Source organism: Lichenibacterium dinghuense, from assembly GCF_021730615.1.
GTDB classification, from domain to species: Bacteria; Pseudomonadota; Alphaproteobacteria; order Rhizobiales; family Beijerinckiaceae; genus Lichenihabitans; species Lichenihabitans dinghuensis.
In genome coordinates, this window is record NZ_JAJLMN010000001.1 from 5,331,532 (window position 1) to 5,355,753 (window position 24,222).

Here is a 24,222-nt window from a genome sequence, read left to right on the forward strand (position 1 = left end):
CTTCCACCCGTCCCGACGATTGTCCGGGTCATGACGGTCCACGCCGACGGGAACGGAGCCACAACCGTAGACATGGCGACTCTCGGTGGCGGAGAGTCTCACCCGAACGTCGGCACCGGATGGGGCGCGGGAACACCACCCGCAGGGGGCCAGCCCGGAGCGGACGGGGCGAGGCGGCGCCACCTCCGATCCGCGGGTGCGGAACCGATCAGCTGTTCCTCATCTCCGCCAGAGTCCTGTTGAGGTGGACGTGGCGGTCGACGTGGTCCACCCAGCTCAGCGGCACGAAGTGGTGCTGGCCGTCGGGCGACGTGCTCTTCGCGAGCTTGAACCGATCAGGGCCGTCCATGTGGTCCACCGTGCCCACCTTGGTGCCGTCCGAGGCGTACACCTCCATGTGCTCCACGATGCGGCCGTCGTCGCTGCCTTCCCCGACACCGCGCTCGCCGACGGCGCCCGTCGCCGTGCGTCCGTCCTCGATCTCCACCTCGGTGTGGCGCACCGTGTCGTGGATCGTCTCGGTCCGGTCGTGGACCTCCTTGCGCAGTGAGATCTCCTCGACCACGCGCGCCTGCTTGGACACGACCGCCTCCTCTGCGAACTCCTCGAGCTCGATGGTGCGGTCCTGGAACAGGGCGTCGGTGGCGCTGATGGCGCGGTCGACCAGGCGACGGTCCACCTGGACGCTCTCGGTCCGCAACGAGACCCGCTCGTCGACCGGCGTCTCCACGACGTGGCTGTGCACGGTGACGCGACCATGGCTGACCTCGCGCCTGCCGACGTCGAGCCGCTCCTCCAGGATTGGGATGACCTCGTCGTCCCGGTCCGCCCGGGCCGGGGTGACGACGCCCGCGACGCCCCCACGGCGGTCGTAGGCTGCGTTCTGGCGGCGGACCAGGAAGGTCTCGAGGTCACCGTCGGCGGCGTCCTTCAGCCCGGTGACGGAGATGCCTGCTCTCTTCGCCTCCTCCGCGCAGGCCTTGGCCTGATCGTGCATCTCGGCCTTGCGGTCCACGTGCTCCTTCGCGTGCAGGTTCAGCTCGACCCACTGCTCCAGCCACTGGGCGACGTCGATCTCGGCCATGTCGATCTCCATTGTCCGCAGCGACGTGCGCGGTTTGGGTCAAGGACCCACGAGGGCAATCCGGCGCTCCTGGAAAGGTCCCGCGCGCCCAGGGCGTCATCGCCGTCGCTCGTCCGGTGCGGGTCTCGGGCATGCACGCCCGATGGTCCCGGACACAGGATACGATGGACAGGGGCCCCCTGGGTTGCCGAATGCCGACGTCCGCGAAGCCCGTGTCAGGACCGGGCGGCCCGTCGTGCGGGAAGGTGGCTCTGATAGGCCGCCTCGTCTTGGTCGAAGCCCCTCCTGACAATGGTCAGAGATCGGGCGAGGTCCCGGAGGAAAATGTGCGATGTCTCGTCCAGGCCGTCCTCCCCTTCCTCGAGGACTCGCACGACCACGTCCGTCGCCGTGCCGCGGTGTCCGAGGTGAGACCAGAACGCCTCGTAGCTGCGCGCGACGTTGAGGTTCGCGGAATGGAGGAGATGCCGCTCGTAGCGGTCGGTGGGCCCGATGCCGGCGATGTGAGCCGCGTAGTCCACCGCCAGAATGGCCGCGATCACGGCCAGGTCGACCGCGATGCGCTCGCTCATGGACTCGGAGATCAGGGTGCCCCGACCGCCCGCCTCGCGTTCCACCGCCGCCACGGCCTGCCCCATCACCGTCATCATGCCGCCGATCACGGCCGTCCGCATGGAAAGCCGCTGCACGTCGCCCATCGCCGTCGCGCCCTCGGGCGCCCGTGCGGTCCCGGTCGCGCCGAGTAACTGCCTCAGGGGCTCGACGAGGTCGTGCACCGCGTCGCTGGCCTCGGAGGTCCTGAGGCTTCCGTAGCCGCCACGCTCCTCGTCCAGGCGCGTCGCCAGGGTCGTCTCCCAGACGATCGGGTAGGTGAGGATCTGGCTCGTCGCCTCGAAGGCGGCGGGTGTGAGGACCTCGGCGCGCGTCAGCTCGTCGACCCACTGCCGGAATTCGCTCTGCACCTGCGACACGTATTCGATGCCCCAGGTCTTCGACGTGTCGAGCAGCACCGTCGACGAGGTGCGCATCAACACTCCGTGGAAGTGGGCGCAGGCCCGCACGACCTCGCCGGTCACCGCGGCGGCGATGGGTCCGTCACGCCTGAGCAGCGCCCCGCGCACGATGGCGAGCCCGACCTGGACGGGGCGGCCCTGAGCCCATTCGCGGAAGCCGACCGGGGGCGTGTCGTTGTCGACGAGGCGGCGCATCAGGGCTGCGGGGTTGGCGTCCTGGGCCACGGACTGGATGTGCATGGCCAGGGTGAACAGGGCCCCGACGAAGCACACGAGCGGGACGAGCAGTTCCTCGGGCGACCGCGGCGGCGAGACCAGGAGCACGATGGAGGTGCAGGAGCCCGCGAGCGAGAAGGCCAGGAAGCGCCAGAACTGGGGGGCACGGATGGCGGGGTCGCTCAGCAGCGGCGTGAATGCCGCGCCGAGCGTGCCGATCACCACGAAGGTGAAGCCGGCGACCATGCCCGCGAGCAGCGTGAACACGGTCAGCATCCCGAGCGCGAAGTTGCTCGACAGGGAGGCGAGCTCGGCGATCCTGTCGGCGGGCGCGAACACCCCGGTGGTCCTGAGCAGGAACGCGCACCCCAACGCGATCAGGGTGACCACCACCGTGACGAGCACGGGACGCTGCAGCTGGAAGCGGTGGACGTAGCGCATCGCGGCCTGCAGCCGCGACGGCGGCCTCGCCCTGGCTCCGGGCAGGCCCACCTTCCATTCCCGTCCCGCCAGGAGCAGCGCGACCAGCGAGGCCCCGACCACGCACCACCACAGGCCGTCCTCTCTGATCGTGAACAACGGTCGACCTTCCGGTGAGATGACACGCCTTGGCGATCACGATGCCAGGCAGAAGGTTCCATCTTCGGGAAGCGCGGGCCCGGCGACCTCAGGTGCGCCGGATGCGACCGGTCGAGACCGACCCACCGTGATCTCGCCCGGTGTCGCGGCCGCCCGGTCAACCCTTGGCAGCACCTTTCCGCCTCCGCCAACCGGCCGCCTTCCGCAGCACCTGCGAGAGCTGCTCGACCGAGTAGGGCTTGTGCAGCAGCTCGAAGCCGTGCGTGCCGTTCTGCGCCAGCACGTGGCTGTAGCCCGACGTCAGCACGACCGGCAGGTCGCGGTACAGCCGACGGATCTCCTGGCCGAGCTCCACCCCGTCCATGCCCGGCATCATCACGTCCGAGAACACCACGTCGAAGCGGTCCGGGTCCCTCGCCAGCTCGGCCAGTGCCGCGGGCCCGTCGGCCGCCAGCACGGTGCCGTAGCCGAGGTCCGACAGGCTCTGGACCGTGAAGGTCCCGACGTCGGCGTTGTCCTCGACCACCAGGACGCGAGTGCCGAGCCCGTCGGCCAGGGCTTCGGGCGCCTCGGCCGCGGCTGCGGGCGATGGTGCCGCCACGCGCGGCAGGTACAGCGTGAAGGTGGTGCCCTCGCCAACCGTGCTGTCCACCGCGACGTCGCCGCCGGACTGCTTGGCGAAGCCGAACACCTGGCTGAGCCCCAGCCCCGTGCCTTTGCCGACCTCCTTGGTCGTGAAGAAGGGCTCGAAGATGCGCTGGATCCTGTCGGCCGGGATGCCCGAGCCCGTGTCGCTGAGCGACACGGCCACGTAGGCACCGTCCCGTTCCGGGTGCGAGCGAACCGCCGGGATCGCGTCCGCGGTCCGGACCGCGATGGTGATCCGGCCCTCGCCGTCCATGGCGTCGCGGGCGTTCACCGCGAGGTTGACCAGCGCAGTGTCGAACTGGCTGGGGTCCACCTCGACGTGGCTCAGCTCGTCGGACAGATCGGTTACGATCTGGATGCGGGATCCGGTCAGCGTGCCCATCATGCCTGACAGGGCGCGCACGCTGTCGCAGGCGGCGAAGACCTCGGGCTTGAGCGCCTGACGTCGCGCGAAGGCGAGGAGCTGCCCGGTGAGCTTGGCGGCGCGGTCGGCCGTGTCGGAGATGGCGGCGACGTAGCGGGCGCGCCGCTCCTCGCTCAGGTTGGGCCGCTTGAGCAGGTCGGTGGACGACTTGATGACGGTGAGCAGGTTGTTGAAGTCGTGCGCCACGCCGCCGGTGAGCTGGCCCACGGCCTCCATCTTCTGCGCCTGGCGCAGGGCGTCCTGCGCGGCGGAAAGATCGGCCTCGGCGCGCACGCGCTCGGAGATGTCGCGTGCGTGGTGGAAGGCGCCTGTCACGCGCCCGTCAGCGTCGCGCAGCGGCGTGTAGGTGATCTCCCAGGTCGGCACCTCGCGCCCGGGGTCGCCGAAGCTCTGGACGACGACGAAGCGCTCGCCCGCGAGGGCGCGGTCCATCAGGCCGCGGAGCGCCGCGGCCTGCTCGGCCGGGAACAGGTCGGGCAGGACGTCGCCGATCTCCTGCACGCGGCCCATCACGCGCAGGAAGTCCTCGCCGTGAGCCCTGTTGAAGGCGGTGACCCGGTAGGCATGGTCGAAGGCGACGATGGGCGAACCGTCCGACTGCACGATGTCCTGGTGCAGCCGCAGAGCCTCCGTGCGCTCGCTCAACGCCGCCGCCTGCGCGCGCTCCTCCGTCACGTCGCGGCTGACGGCGTAGACGCGACCCTCGTGCGGCACGGCCGTCCAGGACATCCAACGGTAGTCGCCCGCGCGCGTCCGGAAACGGTTCTCGAACGATGTTGCCTCGCCTGCCACCAAGCGCCTGAGCTGCAGGTGCGTCAGCGCCTGGTCGTCCGGGTGCCTCAACCATGCCGAGGTCCGGCCGACCAGCTCGTCCTCGCGCCAGCCGAGCACACGGGTCAGCGCCGGGTTGACGCTGAGCCAGACGCCGTCGAGGTCGGACACCATCAGCATGTCCCGACTGACCTGCCAGATCTGGTTGCGCTCCTGGGTGCGCTCCTCGACCTGTCGCTCCAGCGACGCGTTCAGCTCGCGCAGCCCGTCCTCGGCCGCACGCCGGGCGATCTCGACCTCGGTGCGGTCCACGACCCGGCGGGCGAAGGCCAGTTCGTCGGCCGACCACGCGTGCGGCTCGCAGTCGTTGAGGAAGAAGACGACCTTCAACCTGCCCTGCTGCATGAGCGGCAGATTGACGAGCGAGCGTATGCCGATGCCGCGGAGGTTCTCGACCTGAGCGGTCGTCCGGGGGTCAAGCCTGACATCGTCGATGACCACGTCCTCGCCGCGCCGCAGGTCCTCGATGTACGAGCCGAAATCCGAGAAGGCGAGTTCGCCCGCGATGGTGGACTGGCCCGCGGCCAGCCAGTCGGGCCTGACGACGATGCGCTGCCCTGCGGGGTCGACGTCGCCGTAGGCGACGCGCGTGACGCCCAACGCTTGACCCGCGGTCTCGGAGGCCGCCATCACCATCTGCTGCGGCGTGTCCAAGGTCCGCAGGCGCTCACTCAGCCCGTTCATGGCCACGTCGAAGCGGCGCGCGGCAATCTCGATGAGGACCCCGGGAAACCGCAGGGGCGTGCCGTCCGAGGCGTGCTCGACGTGGCCGTTCGCTTCCAGCCAGTGATAGCGGCCATCGACGCGGAGCACGCGGTACTGGTGGGCGTAGCGCCCGCCGCGCTCGATGGCTGCGCCGATCGCGTCGGCGAGGCCCGCCTGATCGTTCGGATGTACGGTGGCAACGATCTGCGCCATCGGGATGCCTTCGCGGCCGAGCGCAGGGTCCAGGCCGAAGGCCTCGGCGAAGGCCTCGTCGACGGTGAAGCGGTCGTTCGGGATGTCCCAGATCCAGGTGCCGATGACGGCCCCGGCCGCGAGGGCTGTCTGCATGCGCCGATTGTTCAATCGGACCTCGGTCTCGCGCTCCTCGCTGTCGCGCAACGCGGCGGCCTGTTCGATCTCGGCGGTGACGTCACGCCCGTAGCAGTAGACGAGGCCGGCCTCGGGCGTGGTGCGCCACTCTATCCAGCGTTCGCCTCCGTTCTTGTGCCGATAGCGGTTCCGGTGCGCCGGCATGGGCTCCGTGAGGGCCTGACGCAGCGCCTGCCGCGAGGCCAACCCGTCGTCGTCGGTGTGGATGAACGCGAACAGGCTGCGGCCGACCATCTCCTCGGGCGCCCAGCCGAGGAGACGCGTCGCGGACGGGCTGACGGTCAGGAATACGCCGTCGGCGTCGATCACGACCTGCAGATCCTGGGCGTTTTGCCATACCCGATCGAGTTCGGCGCTGCGCTCGGCCACCCGCTTTTCCAGCGTCGCATTCAGTTCGTGCAACGCTTCGGCCGCTGTCCGCGCGGCTCGTTCGCTGCGCAGGCGCTCGACCGCGACGCGGGTACGATCGGCGAAGTCCTGGATGAGCTGCAGGTCGCTCTCGGTCCAGTCGCGTGCCTCGGCACAGTTCACGAAGAAGACCGCTACGAGTCGTCCCCACTCGATCACGGACGCGTTGACGAAGCTGCGCGCACCGCGCGCCTCAAGCAGGACGGCCTGCTCGGCGGTGCACCTGGCGTCGAGCTTCGCGTCGCGGATCACCACGCGCTCGCCCCGCTTCATGGCATCGATGAACGAGCCGTAATCGCGCAAGCGCAGAGTGCCGGCCAAAGTTTCGAAGCCGGGCGCCGTCCAGTCTCGATCGACGATCAGTGTTTCCGCCGCGTGGTCGATCTGGGCATAGCCGACACGGCTGAGGTCCAGCGTCCGGCCGAGCAGCTCAGCGGCGGCATAGGCAAGCTCGACCGGGTCGTCGACGTCGCGCACCACGTCGCCGAGCCGGACGAGGGCGTCCCGACGCGCGTCGGCCCGCACGCGGTCCGTGACGTCCAGGAAGGTGATGGCGAGACGATCGCGGGACACCCGGAACACATCGCCTTCGTACCACCTCCCCGATGCCCCGACCTGCCGCTCGAGGCGGAAGGCCACGCCCGTCTCGACGACGCGTTCGAGTTCGACGGCGAAGGCGTCCCCGACGTGCGGGACGACGTCCCGGAAGGGGCGTCCGAGCGCATGGGCACGCGGCTGCCCCGCCATCCCCTCCCAGGCGGCGTTCACGTCGAGGCAGCGCCAGTCCACGATCCGGCCCATGCCGTCGCGCACCGCCTCCCCGATCAGCATGCCCTGCGCCAGGTGGTCGAGCACGCCGCGCCAGTGGGCCTCCCTGGTCTCCAGGTCATGACGGACTTCGGCGCCCGCGAAGCCGGCCGCGTGAGCGACGTCGTGGGATTCCGACTTGCCTGGAATGACCAGGGTGTCGTGACCGGGGATCGCCGCTGAGCGGTCGATGTCACCGACCACAGCGGAAGGAGGCTTTGTCATCGGGGATCAGAGTCGGACGCGGTCTGCACGTGGCAGTCGGCGGACGGGATAGCACGAGATGCGGGATCGGCGGCAGGTGCGGCGAAGTTGTCGTGCATGATCGTCCGAGGACCCCGATACGGGCGCCATGGTCCCTGCAGGGCATCGGACACTCTTTGCCCGTGAGGTCTATACATCTACGACGCGACGACCCGAGAATCCTTTGGGTCTCGGATGCGGAAGTTATCGGTGATTCGGGATGAGAAGCGACTGAAGTGCTTCGGGACCGTTTCCTTGAGGAATGTCAGGATCGCCTCCGCGAAGTCCTTGAATGTGGCATAGTACCGGTTGTGGGTGACGTTCTGGTGCATCACGCCCCAGAGCCGCTCGATCGGGTTGAGGTGAGGGCAGTAACTCGGGATGAAGTGAAGCACGATGCGCCGTCCCGGTTGCCTCATCCAATCCTGAACAGCACGGGCATGATGATAGCGGGCGTTGTCCAGATAGACATGGATCCGACGCATCGTCGTGTAGGCGTTCTCGATGGAGGTCAGAAGCTCGATCGTGCTTTGCGCATCGACCGAAAGCACTTCCTTCATCCGCGTCGCGCCGGTCTCCAGGTCGATCACACCATGGATGTTCATGCGATCACGGCCCGACGCCGCAGGAACCGCGACGTCGGCGCCACGCGGCATCCACACGCCCGCCGGTCGCGTCTGATGGGTCGGGTGAACGGCATCGCCGTAGACGATCGCTTCGTCGGCCCCAAGGCCGTTGCGGAGCCGCTCATGCTGCTCGATGAACGCTTCCTGCGCCGCAAGGTCGAGATGCGAGGGCACAAGGTCAGGCTTGCGCCAGACAAAATCCAGCGCCGCCATCAGCTTGATCAAACCGGATCGCGTGTACGACATGCCATACGTCGTCCGGATGTGATGACCGATCGCGCGTGTCGACGCCGGAAGCGCCTCCGTGGCCCAGGCTTTCAGGGCCGTGAGCTGCTCCACCGTCAAGGCGCGGTGCCCGCCCGCCAAGTCGAAGCGCGCCAGAGCCGGTACGCCGCCCTCGCGATAAACCTTGAACCAGCTCCGGATCGTGTCGTCGTCCAGGAGGAGAGCCTCCGAAACCTGCTCGCAACTCCAGCCCTTGTCCAACAAAAGGATCGCGTTGGCGCGCCGGGCGACCCGATGCTCCTCAAGCCCATCCCGCGCGATGCCCGTCAGCCGCGCACGATCGTCCTTGCTCAGGAAATGGCGCTTGATCATCGACACAAAACCGAATCGAAAGCGACCCCGCCGTCAACCCCGCATCCTCACGGAATCGGGCTATAGCATCCTGAGTTCCGACGAGCATCGGGGCCATGCTCAAGCGCGGTATGACGGGCATCAACGTGATACTGGTGTCCCTGCGTAGGGCGATCCGGCCATAGCGCCTCCTCACCAGAACGGCGGACGCCGCCAGCGACGAGCGACCATGTCGAGCCCATCCACGATCGAAGAGGCGAACGCCGAGCTGACGCTGCGCCTCCGTCAGCAGGAGCTGGCGGCCGAGTTCGCCAACTTCAGCCTGGCCACCGATGACCTCGACCCCATCCTGCACGAGGCCTGCCGCACCGCGGCCAGGGGCATGGAGTGCAGCCTGGCGAAGGTCCTGGAGTACCTGCCGGACGAGCACAGCTTCGTCATGCGGGCCGGCGTCGGCTGGCGGCCGGGCACGGTGGGCCACGCGCGGCTCGGCAGCGACCTCGAAAGCCCGGCGGGCTACGCCTTCCAGACCGGCCAGCCCGTGCTGTCGAACCACCTCGCGGCCGAGACGCGGTTCCGCACGCCGAGGCTGCTCGTGGAACACGATGTCCACCGGGCGTTCAACGTGCTCGTCGCCGTCGGTGGTGACCGCTACGGCGTGCTGGAGGTGGACAGCCCGGACGAGCGCGACTTCACCCTCTCGGACACGGCCTTCCTGGAAACGCTGGCCGCCACCCTGGCGCAGGCCATCGGCCGCACGCGCCGCATGGGGGAACTCGCCAGGGCCCAGCGCGAACTGAAGCGCCTCAACGCGGCGCTGCAGGGCGACGTGCGCGACCGCACGCGCGAGCGGGACCAGCTCTGGGCGCTCGGGGAGGACCTGCTCGTGGTCGCCGGCTACGACGACGCCCTGCTCAAGGCGAACCCCTACTGGACGCGGCTGCTCGGCTGGAGCGAGGACGAGATCATGTCGGGCGGTTACACTCGACTGATCCATCCGGACGACCTTGAGCGGGTCATCGGAGAGCTGACGCACATGCGGACGTCGGGATCGACGGCCCGCTACGAAAACCGTGTCGTCGCCAGGGACGGCTCCCACCGCTGGGTGGCGTGGACGCTGACGCCGGAGCCCGGCGGCGAGCGCATGTTCGGCGTGGGGCGCGATGTCACCGCGGCCAAGGCGCGCGAGGAGGAACTGGCCAAGGCCCACGAGTCCCTGCGCCAGTCGCAGAAGATGGAAGCGGTGGGCCAGCTCACCGGCGGCCTCGCGCACGACTTCAACAACCTGCTCACGGGCATCACGGGCTCGCTCGACCTGATGCGCCGCCGCATCGTCCAGGGGCGCATCGGCGAGTTGGGTCGCTACGTCGACCTCGCCATGTCCTCGGCCGAGCGGGCAGCCGCGCTCACCCATCGCCTGCTCGCCTTCTCGCGACGGCAGACGCTCGACGCCAAGCCGACCGAGGTGGGCCGGCTCGTGGCAGGCATGAGGGACCTGATCCGGCGCACCATCGGGCCCTCGGTCGACCTCGACATAGCCATCGCACCCGATGCCTGGACGGTGCTGGTCGACCCGAACCAGCTGGAGAATGCCCTGCTCAACCTGTGCATCAACGCCCGCGACGCCATGCCGGACGGTGGTCGGCTCACGGTGGAGACGTCGAACCGTCGCGTCGACGCCCACGGTGGCCTCATGCGCGACATCGATGCGGGCTCCTATCTCGTGCTCAGCGTCACCGACACCGGAACGGGCATGCCGCCCGAGGTCGTGGACCGCGTCTTCGAGCCCTTCTTCACGACGAAGCCGCTCGGAACGGGGACTGGGCTCGGCCTGTCGATGATCTACGGCTTCACCAAGCAGTCCGGCGGGCAGGTCCGCATTCACTCCCAACCAGGCCTGGGGACGACCGTGACGCTCTACCTGCCGCGCCACGACGGCGAGACGGCAGGACCGGTGAAGGCGGACGAGGGACCCGTCGCGCTGCCTCGGGCCGAGGATGGCGAGACGGTGCTCGTGGTCGACGACGAGCCCGCCGTGCGGCTCCTCGTCGGGGAGGTGCTCGCGGACCTCGGTTACACCGCCGTGGAGGCTGCGGACGGGGCTGGCGGGCTGCGCATCCTGCAGACCGACATGCGCATCGACCTTCTCGTCACCGATGTCGGCCTGCCAGGTGGCATGAACGGCAGGCAGGTGGCCGACGCCGCCCGCGTGCTGCGGCCTGGGCTGAAGGTGCTGTTCATCACCGGCTACGCCGAGACGGCGGCGGTGAGCGGAACCCATCTCGACCCCGGCATGGCGGTGATGACCAAGCCCTTCGCCATGGACGATCTTGCAAACCGCATCCGCGACCTGATCGAGGCCTGAAACGCCCGGTTCCGGCCTATACGTTGCGGGTCGGTTCCTGGCCGTGACGGGGATCGTCGCGAGCCAGATCCACGACGATGGCCGGTCGGCGATCCCGCACGCCTCGGATGTGGCGCACACTCGCAACAACCTGCACGCTCGAACATTGTCCCGCATGAGAGAACCGCAATCCGACATGCGCCCGTTCGCACTCGTCGTCGACGACGACGGCCTCCTGCGCATGGACGTGGCCGAAATCCTTGAGGACGTCGGCTTCCGGACGTTGGAGGCGTGCAGCGGCGACGAGGCCCTGCTCGTGCTGGAGGACCGCTACCTCGACGTGTCCCTGCTGTTCACCGATGTCGAGATGCCGGGCGATCGGAACGGTTTCGCCTTGGCCAGGGAGGTCGCGGTCAAGTGGCCCTACATCTCCGTCGTGGTCGCGTCTGGGCGGCTCAAGCCCGACGACGGTGATCTGCCCACGGGCGCGCGCTTCATCGGGAAGCCGTTCAGCGCCGCGACGGTGCGCGACCACCTGAGGGAGGTCATGCCCGACGCCCGGAAGCCCGACGCGCTGCTCGACTGATCCTCTGCGTACGCTCGGCGCCTCGGAGGAAGCCCCGAGATGGTTCGACGGCGAGGAGGCCGTGGCGACGAAGCCCGGTTTGGAGGTCGGCCTTCGACAGATCGCCTTGTAGGTCAGACGGACGGGTCCTTGTGCGGACTCCGGTCACGCTTGAACCTTGGCAGGTTCGGTGACGCGCACATATCGGTCAGGGCCGCCTCACCGTCGGCCCGCGCCGACGCCGTGTCGCGAAAGCCTTCGGGTCCGCGCTGGAGCACGACCCCGCCGAACCGTCGAAGCTCCCAAGTGAAGGCGCGCTCGCCGGCCTTGACGACGAACATTTCCGGTTGTCCGAACCTGTCCGGGCCCTCACGCTTGGCCTTGCGGGCCGCCGCGGCGGCCGCGCGCGCCGCGTCGGTGAAGTGACGGCGGGTCTGAGGTTGGATGCTCGGCATGGGACCGTCCTATGGTGCTACCGAACAGATACGGGAAACGTCGAGCGCATCATAGTAAATATATGATAGAAAAACGCATATGAGAAAATCTGAGATCGCGATCCGGTCGGACGCAGTTTGGAACCGAGACAGATGTGACTCGATCTTGCCTGTGCACCCGCGGGTGCCGTCTCATCGGGACGTTCCTCCCACAGACTTGGGCCGCCCACCGCGAGGTCGGGCGGCTTATCTTTTGATCTCCTATCCGTCGGTTGATGCCGAAATCTATTTCGGCTTTCTAACATGCCATTATTGAATGCCGGCGGTCGCCATGTCAGCCTTGGCCCATCATCGCGCTGTTCTCAGGCACGCGACGACTGCGGGCGGCCCATGCCCGCGCCTGAAACGCGCAGGTGGCGCCATGTCGGACCATGATGCCCGCAGACTCTATCGCCTCTACTGGATCAACCGTTCGGACCACATCGACGCCATGGCGAAACCGATCGAGGCAGCCTGCGATGCCGAGGCGATGCGACAGGCTGAGATCCTGGCCCGCGGCGATCGGGTCGAACTGTGGCACGAAGCGCGCCTCGTCGTTCACCTCGACCCTGTGAGGCCTCTCGGCCTCGTTCATTGAGGCCGAGCCCGTGAGGATGTCGCCCGACGAGCGAGTGGATCTGCTCGACGCCGCCATGCGCTCCAGCGATCCGCAGGCCTATCTCGACGGTGTGCACATCGCCTTCGAGGACGCTGGACGTCCCGACGACGCCCTGGCCGCGATGGTGTTTCGGACGCTGCTGCGAGGGGAGGAGATCGAAATGTTGATGCACATGCGGGCGGAGTGGTGCGGACGACGTGTCCCGATCCGCCCTCGGCCGTTTCGGTCGGCGTGATCCAAAAGGGATCGGCACGGCAGGCGGTGAGTGCGGACGACCAAGCCACCGCCTCCCTGACCGGCAGGGACGACCGTCGTGGCTGACCTTTCCCCCCTGTCGGGGCCGACAAGGTGCGGTGCTCTCATCTGCGCTTGCTTCGCGACACGCTGACCCTCGTGATCCCCCCTCTTGTGCTCGCGGTGTGCGGCTCGGCCCACTCGACAAAACCGAGCAGATGGTCGTCATCATCGAAGATGGGCCAGGTCTTGGCGTTCCACCAACCGTTCGTCGTCTGGCCATCGCCGTCCTGCACGAGATAGGGAAGATCGACCACCTCCGACATGACACCTGCCTGCGCCAGGGACATGAAGCGCCCGAAATTGACCTTCGGTTCACCGCGCAGATCTGCGAAGATGTCGAAGATCGACACACCGCGGATCGCCTCCGCATCCACGTGACTGTGGCGGGCGCCGAACTCGTTCATCTCGACGACGTGCATCTCAGGGGTCATCAGGACGCAGCCTGCGTTCACCGTGTCGAACATTCGACGGAAACTCTTCAATGCCATGTCGTCACGGGCGCGTTTTGAGCGAGGACCTTCGTGCGGGCGGCGGCGCGCCTTGGCCAACCGCCATTGCGACGGCAGCAGCACGTCCGTGAACGGCACTTCCATCAAGACGCGGCCCGCCGCGTCGGCGATCCTGTACGAGGCGGCCAGTGGGTCCAGCCTCTTGATCAGGAGATCCTGCGCCATCCTCGGTATGGCGGTGCAAACCTCGAGGTAGGCGTGTTCGAGGTCAGGGAAGTCCAGCCCCAGATCATCATCGAGCCATCGCTGACCGTCACTGAAATGACAGAAGAAGATAGGCATGCTCGCTCGCGGTTGCGTCAGATCGAGCGTCGATCGGCCCGAGATCTCGTGCCAGCCTCGTTAAGGCCTTGCCTTCCGGAATGCTACGTGAAACGGGACGGTCGAACGAGCGGAGAGGGGTTGTTGGCTGAGCCCTGAGCCGGCTCGGAAGCTGCGATGAATGTCTGCGCGATTTAACATAGGACAGTATTCATAATCCGTTGTGGCCAAACTGCGACGCAGACTTCACGTCGGGCGCAACCGTTGGTAAGAGACGAAGGCAACGCAGCATGAAGCGGGCGCGTCGGATGGTCGACCTCAGGCAAGGCACTTTCATCCGCAAGCTCGACCAGAGCGGCTTCCTGACGGAGGAGGACCGTGAAACTCTGCGAGGCCTCCAACTCCGCACCCGCGACGTCGACGCTCGTCAGGACTTGATCCTCGAAGGGGACCGGCCCGAGAACGTGCTCGTCGTGCTCACCGGGATCGCTTGTCGCTACAAGATCTCGGAGGGCGGACGGCGCCAGATTATGGCGCTGCTGCTTCCCGGAGACTTCTGCGATCTGCACGTGGCCATCCTCGGTCACATGGATCACTGCATCGGCACGCTGACGCCCAGCGTCATCGCCGAAATGCCGCGCGCAATCATCGACGACCTGACCGCCAACCACATCCGCATCACTCGCGCCCTGTGGTGGGCGACCTTGGCCGACGAAGGTATCTCGCGCGAGTGGCTGGTCAACATGGGCCGGCGTCCGGCCGACCAGCAGACGGCGCACCTGTTCTGCGAGCTTCACCGGCGACTCCTCACGGTCGGTCTCGCCATGCCTGACGGCTTCGAAATGCCCCTCCGGCAAGTGGACCTCAGCGACATTCTTGGGTTGAGTCCTGTCCATGTGAACCGCGTACTGGGAGAGCTACGCGCCGCCAACCTCATCGCTCTCAGCAGACGCAAGCTGGTGATCCCGAACCTCGACCGCCTGCAAAAGTTTTGCGGTTTCAATCCGAATTACCTTCATTTGACGCCACGGATCGATAGGTGATCCGCTTCGTCAGAATAATTGTACAAGAAATAAGCAATTGGTGGTGTGGCCTAACGATCGAAGGATTATGGACCGTTCATCGTCGGCAGCTGTTCCGTGCGCCGATGGCTGAGAGACGCCGACGCGCTCCCGCACACGACGTGAGGACGCAGCCATGGCGCATTATTTCTTCGACATTCACAGTCGGACTCTGCACACGACCGACGAAGACGGGCAAGAATGCGTCGACCGAGATGAGGTCGGCAGGTACGCGCTGCGAGTGCTGTGCGATATCGCGCGCGACGACCCGCTCTTGATGCGGGGTGGCGAGCTAGCATCGGCCGTGCGGGACGCGACGGATCACGTGGTGATGACCGCGACACTGAACCTATCCACGATTTGGAAATCTGAAGCCTGACATTCTTGCAATCCCTTCGACGGAAGGTCGCGCCAAGTCAGTACTCGTATGGCGCGTTACTCACCGCCAATCCAGGTTTACCGCAACTAGGCCGACAAGCGGGTCGAGGCCGTGATGGCGGGAGGAGCAGATCCCCCATCGTCCGGCGCCGCGCCGATGGTGCCGGTGGGCAAGGGATCGGAAACGCCGACGTCGGGTGTGGCGGCCTTTGATGTTTTGATCGGCGTCGTCACCATTGAGCAGGGGCCGTGGCGATCTGCATCCAGATCGCCGCGGCCCCCGAGGATCATCGATCTGGCGACCCTGGTCGGGGCCCCCTGGAGACCGAGGATCGGAAGTTCGTGGTGTCGTGACAAGTGCTGACGGTGACGTCGACATCCTCGCAGCCGAAGACTCTCTCGGCTCCGATCAGCCTCGGCTCGTGGTGCAGGTCGAGTCGTAGGAGACTTCCGTCGACGTGAGCGTGCCCCGCGGGCTTCAGGGCGGCATGCGATAGTACGATGCCGACCAGGACCGTCATATCGCCTGGGGTGATGTGAACAAGGCTTCGTCACGGAGCGGCGTTTCCTCTTCGAGATCTGGATGTAGGACACGGGCGAAATCGTCCGCACTGCAATATACATAATCCTGTTCTCAGGGATTTAGGATTGGCCCACCCCTGAGATGCATATGGGCGTCTCTCGAAGAGGTATGATCGAGAATCGGGATGGCGATGGCACCCCCTGTACCCGTCATAGCGATCCGGTCGGTCGCGTTTTAGGCTGCCCGGATCGAGCCGGCCTGCTGAGAGCTACCCATCGCCCCCTGAGCTTTGAGCCCCTGGGGGGGACCTGTGCCTCGGCAGGATGCCACGGTGGATGCCTGGTGGGGAGTCCGCGCCTTCGAGCGCCAGTACAGGGATCGGCAGGCACTGCGGCGGCTCGAAGCCGATGGAGGGTGTCGTGGAAGATCGAGGTCGGGACTGGTTCGTGGGCGTCGACTGGGCATCGGCGACGCACCACGTGTTCGTGATCGATGCCCAGGGCCGCAAGATGGGCGAGCGCGGCTTCGCCCACGGCGGCGAGGGCCTGGCCGAGATGGCGGCCTGGATCGAGAAGCAGACCGGAGCGGCGCCGGACGCCGTGTCGGTGGCCATCGAGGTGCCGCACGGCCCCGTGGTGGAGAGCCTGATGGAGCGCGGCTTCCGCGTTCATTCCATCAACCCAAAGCAACTCGACCGCTTCCGGGACCGGTTCTCGCCCGCCGGCGCCAAGGACGACAGCCGCGACGCTCACGTGCTGGCCGACGCGCTGCGCACGGACCCGCGCTGCCTGCGCCGCCTGGAACCGCTGGATCCGGTCATCGTCGAACTGCGCGAATGGTCTCGCATCGGCGATGATCTGCGCCACGACCGCAACCGGCTCGGCAATCGCGTCCGGGAACTGTTGTGGCGCTACTATCCGCAGATGCTGGACTTGGCCGACGACGTCGCCGCGCCCTGGTTCCTGTGTTCAGCGGCGATCAAGGGCTCTTCCGCACTTTCGGTGCAGCCCAGGCGTCACTCTGATTGCAAGGTGACGGCGACAACCTATCTTTGATGGTGTCCAAGCGTCTTCTGCCCCTCATTCCCGCCGGCCTCGTCGTCGACCGTGTCGTCACGGGTCCCGAGCGCGTCATCGTCACCACGCACCCGAGTGCTACCCGGGCAGCCTGCCCAGCTTGCGGGCGGTCTTCGTCCCGGACACACTCGCATTACACCCGCACTCTCGCCGACCTGCCTCACCAGGGGCGGCCCGTCGCCATCCATGTGCGGGCGCGGCGCTTCCGCTGCACCACGGTCGACTGTCCGCGCCGGGTTTTTGCTGAGCGGCTGCCCTTGGTCGCCGCTCCTCGTGCGCGGCGGTCACAACGCCTCGGCGACATCCAGCGCTACATCGGTCTGGCCGTCGGCGGCGAGCCGGATCGCGCCCGCCCACCGTCTCGCGATGCCGGTGAGCGGCGACACGCTGCTGCGGCTGATCCGCAGCGCCCGTTGGGAGGCGCCCGAAGCGCTGCGCGTGATCGGCATCGACGAGTGGGCCTGGAAGCGCGGCCAGACCTACGGCACCATCCTATGTGATCTCGAGAAGGGGCGCGTGCTGGACCTCCTGCCCGACCGCGAGGCCGGCACCGTGTCGGCGTGGCTGAAGCGACATCCGGGCGTGGCGGTCATCGCGCGCGACCGCGCCACGGTCTTCGCCCGGGCCATTCGGGACGGCGCTCCCCGGGCCACGCAGGCGGCCGACCGCTGGCACCTGCTCCACAACCTCGGTGACGCGCTCCGGGCCGCCGTGGGCCGGCATCGCGGCGCCGTGTCGGCCGCGGGCGGCATCGAGCGAAGCAGGCCCGAGCAACCGGGTCTGCACAAGGTGCCGGTGTGCCATCCAGGCATCGACGAGTTGAGGAACGAGCGCCGACAGGCCGCGCCGAGAGCTATGCCGCGATCAGCAAGCTGCAGGCCGACGGCATGCCCCCGCGCCGGATCGCCCGTGAAGTCGGCATGAGCCAGCGCGCCGTCGAGCGATGGCTGGCAGCCGGGGGCGAGCCGGAGCATCGCCGGCCTCCGGTGGCGAGCCTCGTCGATCCGTTCCGCCCTATCTCGACCGCCGCTGGCGCGAGGGTTGCCGGAACACGAGGCAGCTATGGCGGGAGATCGTGGCCGACGGCTACAAGGGCAGCTTCGCGACGCTCGCCCGCTGGGCGGCCCCGCTCCGGAGCGCCGACCCGTTTGGCAGCTCCGAAACCGCTGCGATGCCGTCCGCCGCGCCCCGGCCGTCGCGGCGGCGGTGCGCATGGCTGCTCGGGTGCGAGCGCGACGACCTGACGGCGGCCGAGCGATCGTACGTGGAGCGCTTGACGGCGGCTGAACCCGCGCTGGCGACCGCCTCCATCCTGGCGCGGAGGTTTGCGGCCCTGGTTCGGGGCGGCGATGCGTCGGGCCTCGACGCCTGGATCGCGTCAGCGACCGAGAGCGACCTGAGCGGGCTGGCGACGGGGGTGGCGCGCGACAAGGCGGCCGTGGCGGCCGCCATCACCGGGCCCTGGAGCACGAGCCCGGTCGAGGGACACATCAACCGACTGAAGACGCTCAAGCGCTCCATGTACGGCCGCGCCGGCTACGATGTTCTCCGAGCCAGAATGCTGGCCGCGTGAAGAACGAGGCATCGCCGCCAATGCGATAACCCGCTCCGCCTGCACCGAAAGTGCGGAAGAGCCCCAGATTGCCGCGCTACATTCCTGGAACTCTGGAAGCTCGTGCCGACGCCGGAGAAAGCCAAGAAGATCCGGGAAGGGACTGTCGCTCGACTGCTGAAAAGCCATCGCATCCGGCGCTTCACCGCGGCCCAGGTGCTCGAACGCCTGCGCGCAACACCGGTCGCCGTCGCACCCGGCACGGTGAGCGCGGCCACAGCCCATCTCGAGGCCGTGGCCAAGCGGCTCCAGCTCGTGAACCGTCAGATCGCAGATGCCGACGACCAGCTCGACCGGCTGACGGGACAACTTGCCGAGGCGGCCGACGCGCCGGGGCAGAACAAAGAGCAGCGCGACGTGACGATCCTGAGATCCTTGCCGGGAGTCGGAAGGATCGTCATCGCCACGCTGCTCGCAGAAGCGTCCGAAGCCCTGCAGCGACGAGACTACCAGGCCCTGCGCTGCTTGTCCGGCGTGGCGCCCGTCACGAAGCGATCCGGCAAGAGCTGCGTCGTGCTGATGCGTCAGGCGGCCGATGTCCGGCTGCGCAACGCCGTCTACCACTGGGCGCGCGTCGCCGCCCAAAACGACCCGACCTGCAAGGCCCGCTACAAGGCCCTGCGAGCGCGCGGCCACGGCCATGCCAGAGCACTCCGGTCCGTGGCCGACAGGCTCCTCGGCGTGGCCTGCGCCATGCTGAAAACAGGGTCGAGCTTCGACCCCAACCTCACCGCAAAAACTGCTTGCTAAATGGTGGGGAGTCCCCCCCCCAACCATCGTCAAAGGATTACTGCCCCATCCTTTCGAGGACGCAGCACGGTGACTCAGCCGCTCAGGCAGAAGGTCGTTTCCGCACGACCTCGTTAACCGTGGCGGGCAGGAGTTCATGGGCTTGTCGACCACCACCCCTTTTCCGTCGAAGACGTCAGCCCCATAAAGGGCGACCCTCGAACGGAACAGGAACAAGAAGCGTGCTTCGAATCCTTCACACGGGCGACTGGCACATCGGGCAGACGTTGCGTGGTTATGCGCGCGACGGGGAACACCGGGCCGTGCTCGACGACGTGGTGCGGATCTCGGTCGAGCGCGAGGTGGACCTGCTCGTGGTCGCGGGCGACGTCTATGACGGGCAGAACCCGTCCGGGCCGTCCCAGCGCCTGTTCTACGACACCCTGGCGTCACTGCACCGGGACAGGCCCGACATGGGCGTCGTGGTGGTGGCGGGGAACCACGACGCGGCGTCGCGTCTGGAGGCGCCCGATCCCCTGCTTCAGGCGTTCGGCGTCACGGTCGTCGGCAGCGTCAGGCGCCGCGACGGCTCGGTCGATGCGGACCGTCACCTCGTGCCCGTCCGGGTCCGCGGTGACGTGGCCGCGCACGTCCTCGCCGTGTCCTATCCGACCGCCGCCTGCCTTCCGCCACTCAAGGCCGAGGGCGACGGGTCGCCCGTGGCCGGGGCGGTGCGCTCCCTCTACGACGAGCTGTGGACCATGACCCGCCCCCGTCACGACGGCGTCCCCGTCGTCGTGACGGGCCACCTGCACGTTGCGGGTGGCCTTGAGAGCGAGGGTTCCGAGCGCCGGATCCTCGTCGGTGGCGCGCACGCCGTCGGGCACGAGGTCTTCCCGTCCGAGGCGGCCTACGTTGCCCTCGGGCACCTCCACCGCGCGCAGCGGGTCGGCAGGGACGAGGTGCGCTACTGCGGGTCCCTGATGCCGCTGTCGGCGACGGAGATGGGCTACCGCCATGGCGTGACCCTGGTGACGCTCGACGGTGCCGTCCCGCGGTTCGAGCACGTGGTCGTCGACCGTCCGGTCGGGTTCCTGCGCGTCCCGGGCGAGGGCGAGGTCAGGGTGGCGGAGCTGGGCGACCATCTCGCTGCCCTCGGCCTGCCGCCGGACCTGCCGCACGACCGGCGCCCCTTCGTCCAGGTCCGGCTGTCGCGGGAGGGATTGCCGCCCGGCTTCCGCGAGGAGATCGACCGCGTCGCCGAGGGCTTCCCGGTGCGCGTCGTCGACGTCCGACTCACGCCCCTGCCGGAGGTGGTCAAGGAGATCGCCCGGGTCGCCACCACGCGACTGGCCGACATCGACCCCGTGAAGGTCTTCGAGGCCGCTTTCGAGCGGAAGATCGGGCACGCCCCGGAGCCACGCCACCACCACGTCTTCCAACTCCTGCGAGAGGGGATCTGAGATGCGCCTCATAGCCGTCCGCGGTTCGAACCTCGCCTCCCTCGGCGCCTTCGAGGTCGACCTGTCCATGCCGCCGCTCGCCGGGGCGGGCCTGTTCGCCGTGACGGGCGACACGGGCGCGGGCAAGACCACCATCCTCGATGCCATCACCCTCGCGCTCTACGGCGACTATCCCCGCGTCTGCGGGGCGGGCAACGCGCGCACCCCTGACCCGAGCGGGGGCACGCTGACCATCGGTGACGCGCGGGCCATCCTCAGCCGGGGCGCGGGGCTCGGCCATGCCGAGGTCGACTTCGAGGCGACCGACGGACATCCGTACCGCGTCCGTTGGTCGGTCGCCCGGGCCCGCGGTCGTATCGATGGCGCGCTGCAGAAGGCGGGTCGGGTGTTGTCGCGCCTGCCTGACGGGAGCACGGTCGCCGAGGGCGTGACCGGTGTGGGCGAGCAGGTCCCCAGGCTCACCGGTCTGACCTACCCGCAGTTCGTTCGGACCGTGCTCCTGCCGCAGGGGGCCTTCGACGCCTTCCTGACTGCGCCGGAGAGTGACCGGGCGGTCGTGCTGGAGCGCATCACCGACACCGGCATCTACGCCACCCTGTCAATGCGCGTGCACCAGGAGACGGAGACGCGCCGCCGCCGCGTCGACGACCTTCGCGTCCGCCTGGACGCGGTCGGCCTGATGACGGCGGAGGAGCGCGCCGCGCTCGAGGCGGACCTCGCCCGCGCGCGGTCCGAGCTGACCGACGTCACCGGCGAGCGTGACGCCCTGGCCGTCGCCCTGCGGCATGCCGAGCGCGTCGGCATCTGCGAGGCGCTGGTCGAGGGAGCCTCGTCGGAGGTGTCAACGGCACAGGCCGCGCTCGACGCCCATGCGGACGATCGCGCGCGCCTGGCACAGTTCGAGGCGGTCGAGCCGCTGCGCGTCCTCGACGCGGACCTTCGGCGCACCGCGGGCGACAGTCGGTTCGCCACGCAGGAGCACGCCGACGCCGTGTGCGATCACGCCCGACTGGACGGCGCCTCCTCCTCCGCAGATGCCGTGCTCGTCGAAGCAGACCAGCTTCACGGTCAGGCGGCCGCCGCGGTCGAGGCTCACCGTCCCACCTGGGCGGAGGCCGAGGGCGTCGATGCCGAGTGCGTTGCCGCGACCCGCGACGTGCGCGCCCTGAAGGAGCGCGAAGGTAAGGCGGTGGTGGCGCTCGCGGACGCGACCGCGAAGGTCGGTGGCGCGCGGAAGAGCCTCGCCGTTCTCGAGGACCGTCGTCGCGATGCCGAGCGACGGTTGGCGGACACGACGGCCCACGACGGGCTTGCGGACGATGCCGGCCGCGTCCGGCACCTCTGCGACGCGCACGTCGACGCCCTCGCACGGGTCAAGGTCGAGCACAACAAGCTCGATGGGCTGCAGGCGCGATCGGAGCAGTGCCGCCGGATGACCGAGCGCGCCGAGGCCGAGCGTCTCCTGCTCGTCGACGAGCGAGGCCGACTCGATGGCGAGATCGCAGGGCTGCGCGTGCGGCGCGAGGCGCAGGACCTGCCCAGACTGATCGAGCGGCGGCAGGCGACCGAAGCACTGTCGGCCCTGCTGACCGACGTGCACCGGGACCACAGGCGTCACGTCCGTGCGACCTCGCTGCGGACGTCGGCCTCGCGCGACCTGACGAACGCCAAGGCCGCGGTCGCGACCGCCGACGACCAGGCGCGCGTTGCTGAGGAGGCGGGGCGCCTCCTTCAGGCCGAACAGCGCGGCATCGCCACGGCGGCGCGACGGGCGGAGGTCGCCGCCTCGGACCATGCCATGGCCCTGCGCGCGTCCCTCGTGGACGGGGAGCCCTGTCCGGTCTGCGGCTCCCTCGAGCACCGCGCCACCACGTCGGCCGAGATGGACCGGCTCGTGGACGAGCTGCGGCGGCACCGGGACGAGCTGGACGTCCAGGTCGAGGACGCGCTCAAGATGAGGTCGGGCGCCATCGAGGCGCGAGCGACCGCGGCCGGACAGGCCACCGCGGCCGAGAGGACGTTGGACGAGGCCATCGCCGACGCCGCCGAGGCGCGCTCGGCCTTCGACGCGCGCCTGCCCGAGGCCGAGGCTGCCATGGCGACCTGCGGCCTCGACGGCACGGTGCCGTCGATCGACGCGGCCGATGCGACGTCGGCTTGGGCCACGTTGTCGACCCGGGTCGGAGAGCTCCGCAAGCTCGTCGCGGCGGGTATCGCCGCAGCCGAGCGTCTCGGGCAGGAGGCCGATGCCACGTCAGCGAAGCGGGACGACGTTGTCCGCCAAGTCGACGCCGTCGTGGCCCGGGCCACCAAGGCGACTCAGGACGGACATGCGGTCGATCTGGAGATCCACGCCGCCAGCGCCCGGCGGGATGCTGCCAACGCACAGGCTTCGGCGAGCCGGGCGGACCTCCTCCCATATCTCGCGGCCGGAAGCCTGGGCGGGGAGACATTCGACACTGATCCCACCAGGACGGGAGCCGTCCTGGCAGGGCTGGCCACGACCCGCCTGTCACTCCGGAAGGAGGTGGCCACCCTCGACGCCGACCTGGCCCTGGCGACCGCCAAGGTCGGATCGGCGGTGGACGTGGAGAAGGCCGCGGTCGAGACCCACGGGCAGGTCGCGACGGCCCTGCAGACGACCGAGGGGCAACTCGCGGATCTGAGGACCCAACGTGCCGCCATGCTCGACGGTGAGCCGGTGAAGGCGCACCGGAACCGCTTCGAGGCCGCCGCGCAGAAGGCGCGTGACGGGCTCGCGGAGGCGCGGACGGCCAGTGCCCTCGCCCTGAGCGAGGTCAAGGCCGCGAGCGAGCGCGTCGACAGGGCTGCAGCCCTGGCGGCTACAAAGGCCAAGGCGCATGCGGTGGCCACGCAGGTCATGGCAGGCGCACGTGACGCCGTCGGTCTGCCGTCCGAGCGCGTCACCGAGTTGCTCGCGATCACGAGAGAGCAGGTCGAGACGGTGCGGTCCAACATCGTCACGCTCGACGGGAAGCTGGCGACGGCGATGGGGCTGCTCGCCACGCGGCAGCAGGATTTGGATCGGGCCGTTACCGAGGCGCCCGGGACGGCCCTGCCGGAAGATGCCACAGAGAGGCTGGCGGCCCTGGACGCCGGGGTGGGCGAGCGCACGCGGAGCGTCGGCGTCTTCGAGGATCGCCTCCGGCGCGACGACGGCGAGCGCGGCAAGGTGGACGCGATGAGGAGAGAGATGGAGGAGGTCGCGGCGGAGCACGCGACCTGGGCCGACGTGAACCGGGCGATCGGCTCGGCCAACGGCGCGACGTTTCGCCAGTACGCGCAGGAGATCACCCTCGAGGCGCTCGTGGCCCTGGCCAACGAGCAGCTCGGGATGCTCTCGCCCCGGTACCGCCTCGCCCGGGGGGACGCGCTGTCGCTGCACGTGGCCGACATGGACATGGGCGGCGAGGTCCGGGCGTCGCGCAGCCTGTCCGGCGGAGAGCGCTTCCTCGTGTCGCTCGGGCTCGCCCTGGCCCTGTCGGGGCTGGAGGGACGTCAGGGCTCGTGCGACGTGCTGCTCATCGACGAGGGCTTCGGCTCCCTCGACAGCGGCAGCCTGGACGTCGCCGTCGAGGCGCTGGAGACGCTGCAGGGCTTCGGCCGCAAGGTGGGCGTCGTCACCCACGTCGCGGCCATGGTGGAGCGCATACCGACCCAGGTCAGGGTCACGAAGCGGGGCGGCGGCAGGAGCGTCGTCGAGGTTCGAGCGGCCTGATCTGCGGCACCGACCGGGGCGCG

At 68.6% G+C, this 24,222-nt stretch carries 18 protein-coding genes and 2 pseudogenes; 12 read left to right on the plus strand and 8 right to left on the minus strand.

From position 1 onward, the window contains the following. Window positions 1-208: 208 nt before the first annotated feature. The 5 genes and pseudogenes from L7N97_RS25640 to L7N97_RS25660 all read right to left on the minus strand — a co-directional run bounded on the left by L7N97_RS25640 (window position 209) and on the right by L7N97_RS25660 (window position 8,571). A complete protein-coding gene (locus tag L7N97_RS25640; RefSeq protein ID WP_237482397.1) occupies window positions 209-397 on the minus strand; it encodes a DUF2171 domain-containing protein in 189 nt (62 codons plus the stop codon). Window positions 398-490: 93 nt separating this feature from the next. Then, window positions 491-1,096 (minus strand): annotated as a pseudogene (locus tag L7N97_RS25645) (YsnF/AvaK domain-containing protein); the annotation flags it as partial. A 203-nt stretch (window positions 1,097-1,299) separates the two neighbouring features. After that, a complete protein-coding gene (locus tag L7N97_RS25650) occupies window positions 1,300-2,892 on the minus strand; it encodes a hypothetical protein (RefSeq protein WP_237481228.1) in 1,593 nt (530 codons plus the stop codon). A gap of 157 nt (window positions 2,893-3,049) precedes the next feature. Further along, window positions 3,050-7,153 carry a PAS domain-containing protein gene (locus L7N97_RS25655; protein ID WP_237481229.1) on the minus strand — a complete coding sequence of 1,368 codons (4,104 nt, stop codon included), beginning with the start codon at window positions 7,151-7,153 and terminating at the stop codon, window positions 3,050-3,052. Between the two features lie 353 nt (window positions 7,154-7,506). Then, entirely contained in the window at window positions 7,507-8,571 is a 1,065-nt protein-coding gene (locus L7N97_RS25660; protein WP_237482112.1) for an IS630 family transposase, read from the minus strand. A gap of 208 nt (window positions 8,572-8,779) precedes the next feature. Between L7N97_RS25660 and L7N97_RS25670 the strand changes: the two genes are divergently transcribed. Both L7N97_RS25670 and L7N97_RS25675 read left to right on the plus strand, forming a co-directional pair. Next, window positions 8,780-10,915 carry an ATP-binding protein gene (locus L7N97_RS25670; protein WP_428981028.1) on the plus strand — a complete coding sequence of 712 codons (2,136 nt, stop codon included), beginning with the start codon at window positions 8,780-8,782 and terminating at the stop codon, window positions 10,913-10,915. A gap of 43 nt (window positions 10,916-10,958) precedes the next feature. Then, entirely contained in the window at window positions 10,959-11,480 is a 522-nt protein-coding gene (locus tag L7N97_RS25675) for a response regulator (RefSeq protein WP_309242850.1), read from the plus strand. Between the two features lie 113 nt (window positions 11,481-11,593). Here L7N97_RS25675 and L7N97_RS25680 read toward each other — a convergent pair whose 3' ends face one another. Together L7N97_RS25680 and L7N97_RS25685 are read right to left on the minus strand one after the other, a co-directional pair. Next, window positions 11,594-11,914 carry a hypothetical protein gene (locus L7N97_RS25680; RefSeq protein ID WP_237481231.1) on the minus strand — a complete coding sequence of 107 codons (321 nt, stop codon included), beginning with the start codon at window positions 11,912-11,914 and terminating at the stop codon, window positions 11,594-11,596. A gap of 313 nt (window positions 11,915-12,227) precedes the next feature. Further along, entirely contained in the window at window positions 12,228-12,494 is a 267-nt protein-coding gene (locus L7N97_RS25685; protein ID WP_237481232.1) for a hypothetical protein, read from the minus strand. 52 nt (window positions 12,495-12,546) lie between these two features. On the opposite strand from L7N97_RS25685, the gene L7N97_RS25690 reads away from it, so the two are divergent. Continuing rightward, entirely contained in the window at window positions 12,547-12,786 is a 240-nt protein-coding gene (locus tag L7N97_RS25690; RefSeq protein WP_237481233.1) for a hypothetical protein, read from the plus strand. A gap of 124 nt (window positions 12,787-12,910) precedes the next feature. Here L7N97_RS25690 and L7N97_RS25695 read toward each other — a convergent pair whose 3' ends face one another. Next, window positions 12,911-13,639, minus strand: coding sequence for a DUF6894 family protein (locus L7N97_RS25695; RefSeq protein ID WP_237481234.1), 729 nt, complete (start codon window positions 13,637-13,639; stop codon window positions 12,911-12,913). A gap of 287 nt (window positions 13,640-13,926) precedes the next feature. Between L7N97_RS25695 and L7N97_RS25700 the strand changes: the two genes are divergently transcribed. The 9 genes and pseudogenes from L7N97_RS25700 to L7N97_RS25740 all read left to right on the plus strand — a co-directional run bounded on the left by L7N97_RS25700 (window position 13,927) and on the right by L7N97_RS25740 (window position 24,199). After that, window positions 13,927-14,661: a Crp/Fnr family transcriptional regulator gene (locus tag L7N97_RS25700; protein WP_237481235.1), complete on the plus strand. Its 735-nt coding sequence runs from the start codon at window positions 13,927-13,929 to the stop codon at window positions 14,659-14,661. Between the two features lie 154 nt (window positions 14,662-14,815). Further along, window positions 14,816-15,058, plus strand: a complete 243-nt coding sequence (locus L7N97_RS25705; RefSeq protein ID WP_237481236.1) for a DUF6894 family protein — start codon at window positions 14,816-14,818, stop codon at window positions 15,056-15,058. Between the two features lie 968 nt (window positions 15,059-16,026). Further along, a complete protein-coding gene (locus tag L7N97_RS25710) occupies window positions 16,027-16,635 on the plus strand; it encodes an IS110 family transposase (protein WP_237481237.1) in 609 nt (202 codons plus the stop codon). Next, window positions 16,635-16,859 (plus strand): annotated as a pseudogene (locus L7N97_RS30395) (transposase family protein); the annotation flags it as partial. The gene L7N97_RS25710 and the pseudogene L7N97_RS30395, both read left to right, overlap by 1 nt. Before the next feature lie 169 nt (window positions 16,860-17,028). Next, window positions 17,029-17,580 carry a transposase gene (locus tag L7N97_RS25720; protein ID WP_237481239.1) on the plus strand — a complete coding sequence of 184 codons (552 nt, stop codon included), beginning with the start codon at window positions 17,029-17,031 and terminating at the stop codon, window positions 17,578-17,580. Between the two features lie 151 nt (window positions 17,581-17,731). After that, complete coding sequence (locus L7N97_RS25725; RefSeq protein ID WP_237481241.1) at window positions 17,732-18,229, plus strand: transposase; 498 nt, start codon at window positions 17,732-17,734, stop codon at window positions 18,227-18,229. Window positions 18,230-18,331: 102 nt separating this feature from the next. Beyond that, the gene (locus tag L7N97_RS30400; RefSeq protein WP_237481242.1) at window positions 18,332-19,018 is read left to right on the plus strand and encodes a transposase; all 687 of its coding nucleotides are present in this window, start codon (window positions 18,332-18,334) and stop codon (window positions 19,016-19,018) included. A 221-nt stretch (window positions 19,019-19,239) separates the two neighbouring features. After that, window positions 19,240-20,460 (plus strand): exonuclease SbcCD subunit D, encoded by a 1,221-nt coding sequence (locus L7N97_RS25735; RefSeq protein WP_237481244.1) that lies wholly within the window; start codon window positions 19,240-19,242, stop codon window positions 20,458-20,460. A 1-nt stretch (window position 20,461) separates the two neighbouring features. Continuing rightward, the gene (locus tag L7N97_RS25740) at window positions 20,462-24,199 is read left to right on the plus strand and encodes an AAA family ATPase (protein WP_237481245.1); all 3,738 of its coding nucleotides are present in this window, start codon (window positions 20,462-20,464) and stop codon (window positions 24,197-24,199) included. Window positions 24,200-24,222 lie beyond the last annotated feature (23 nt).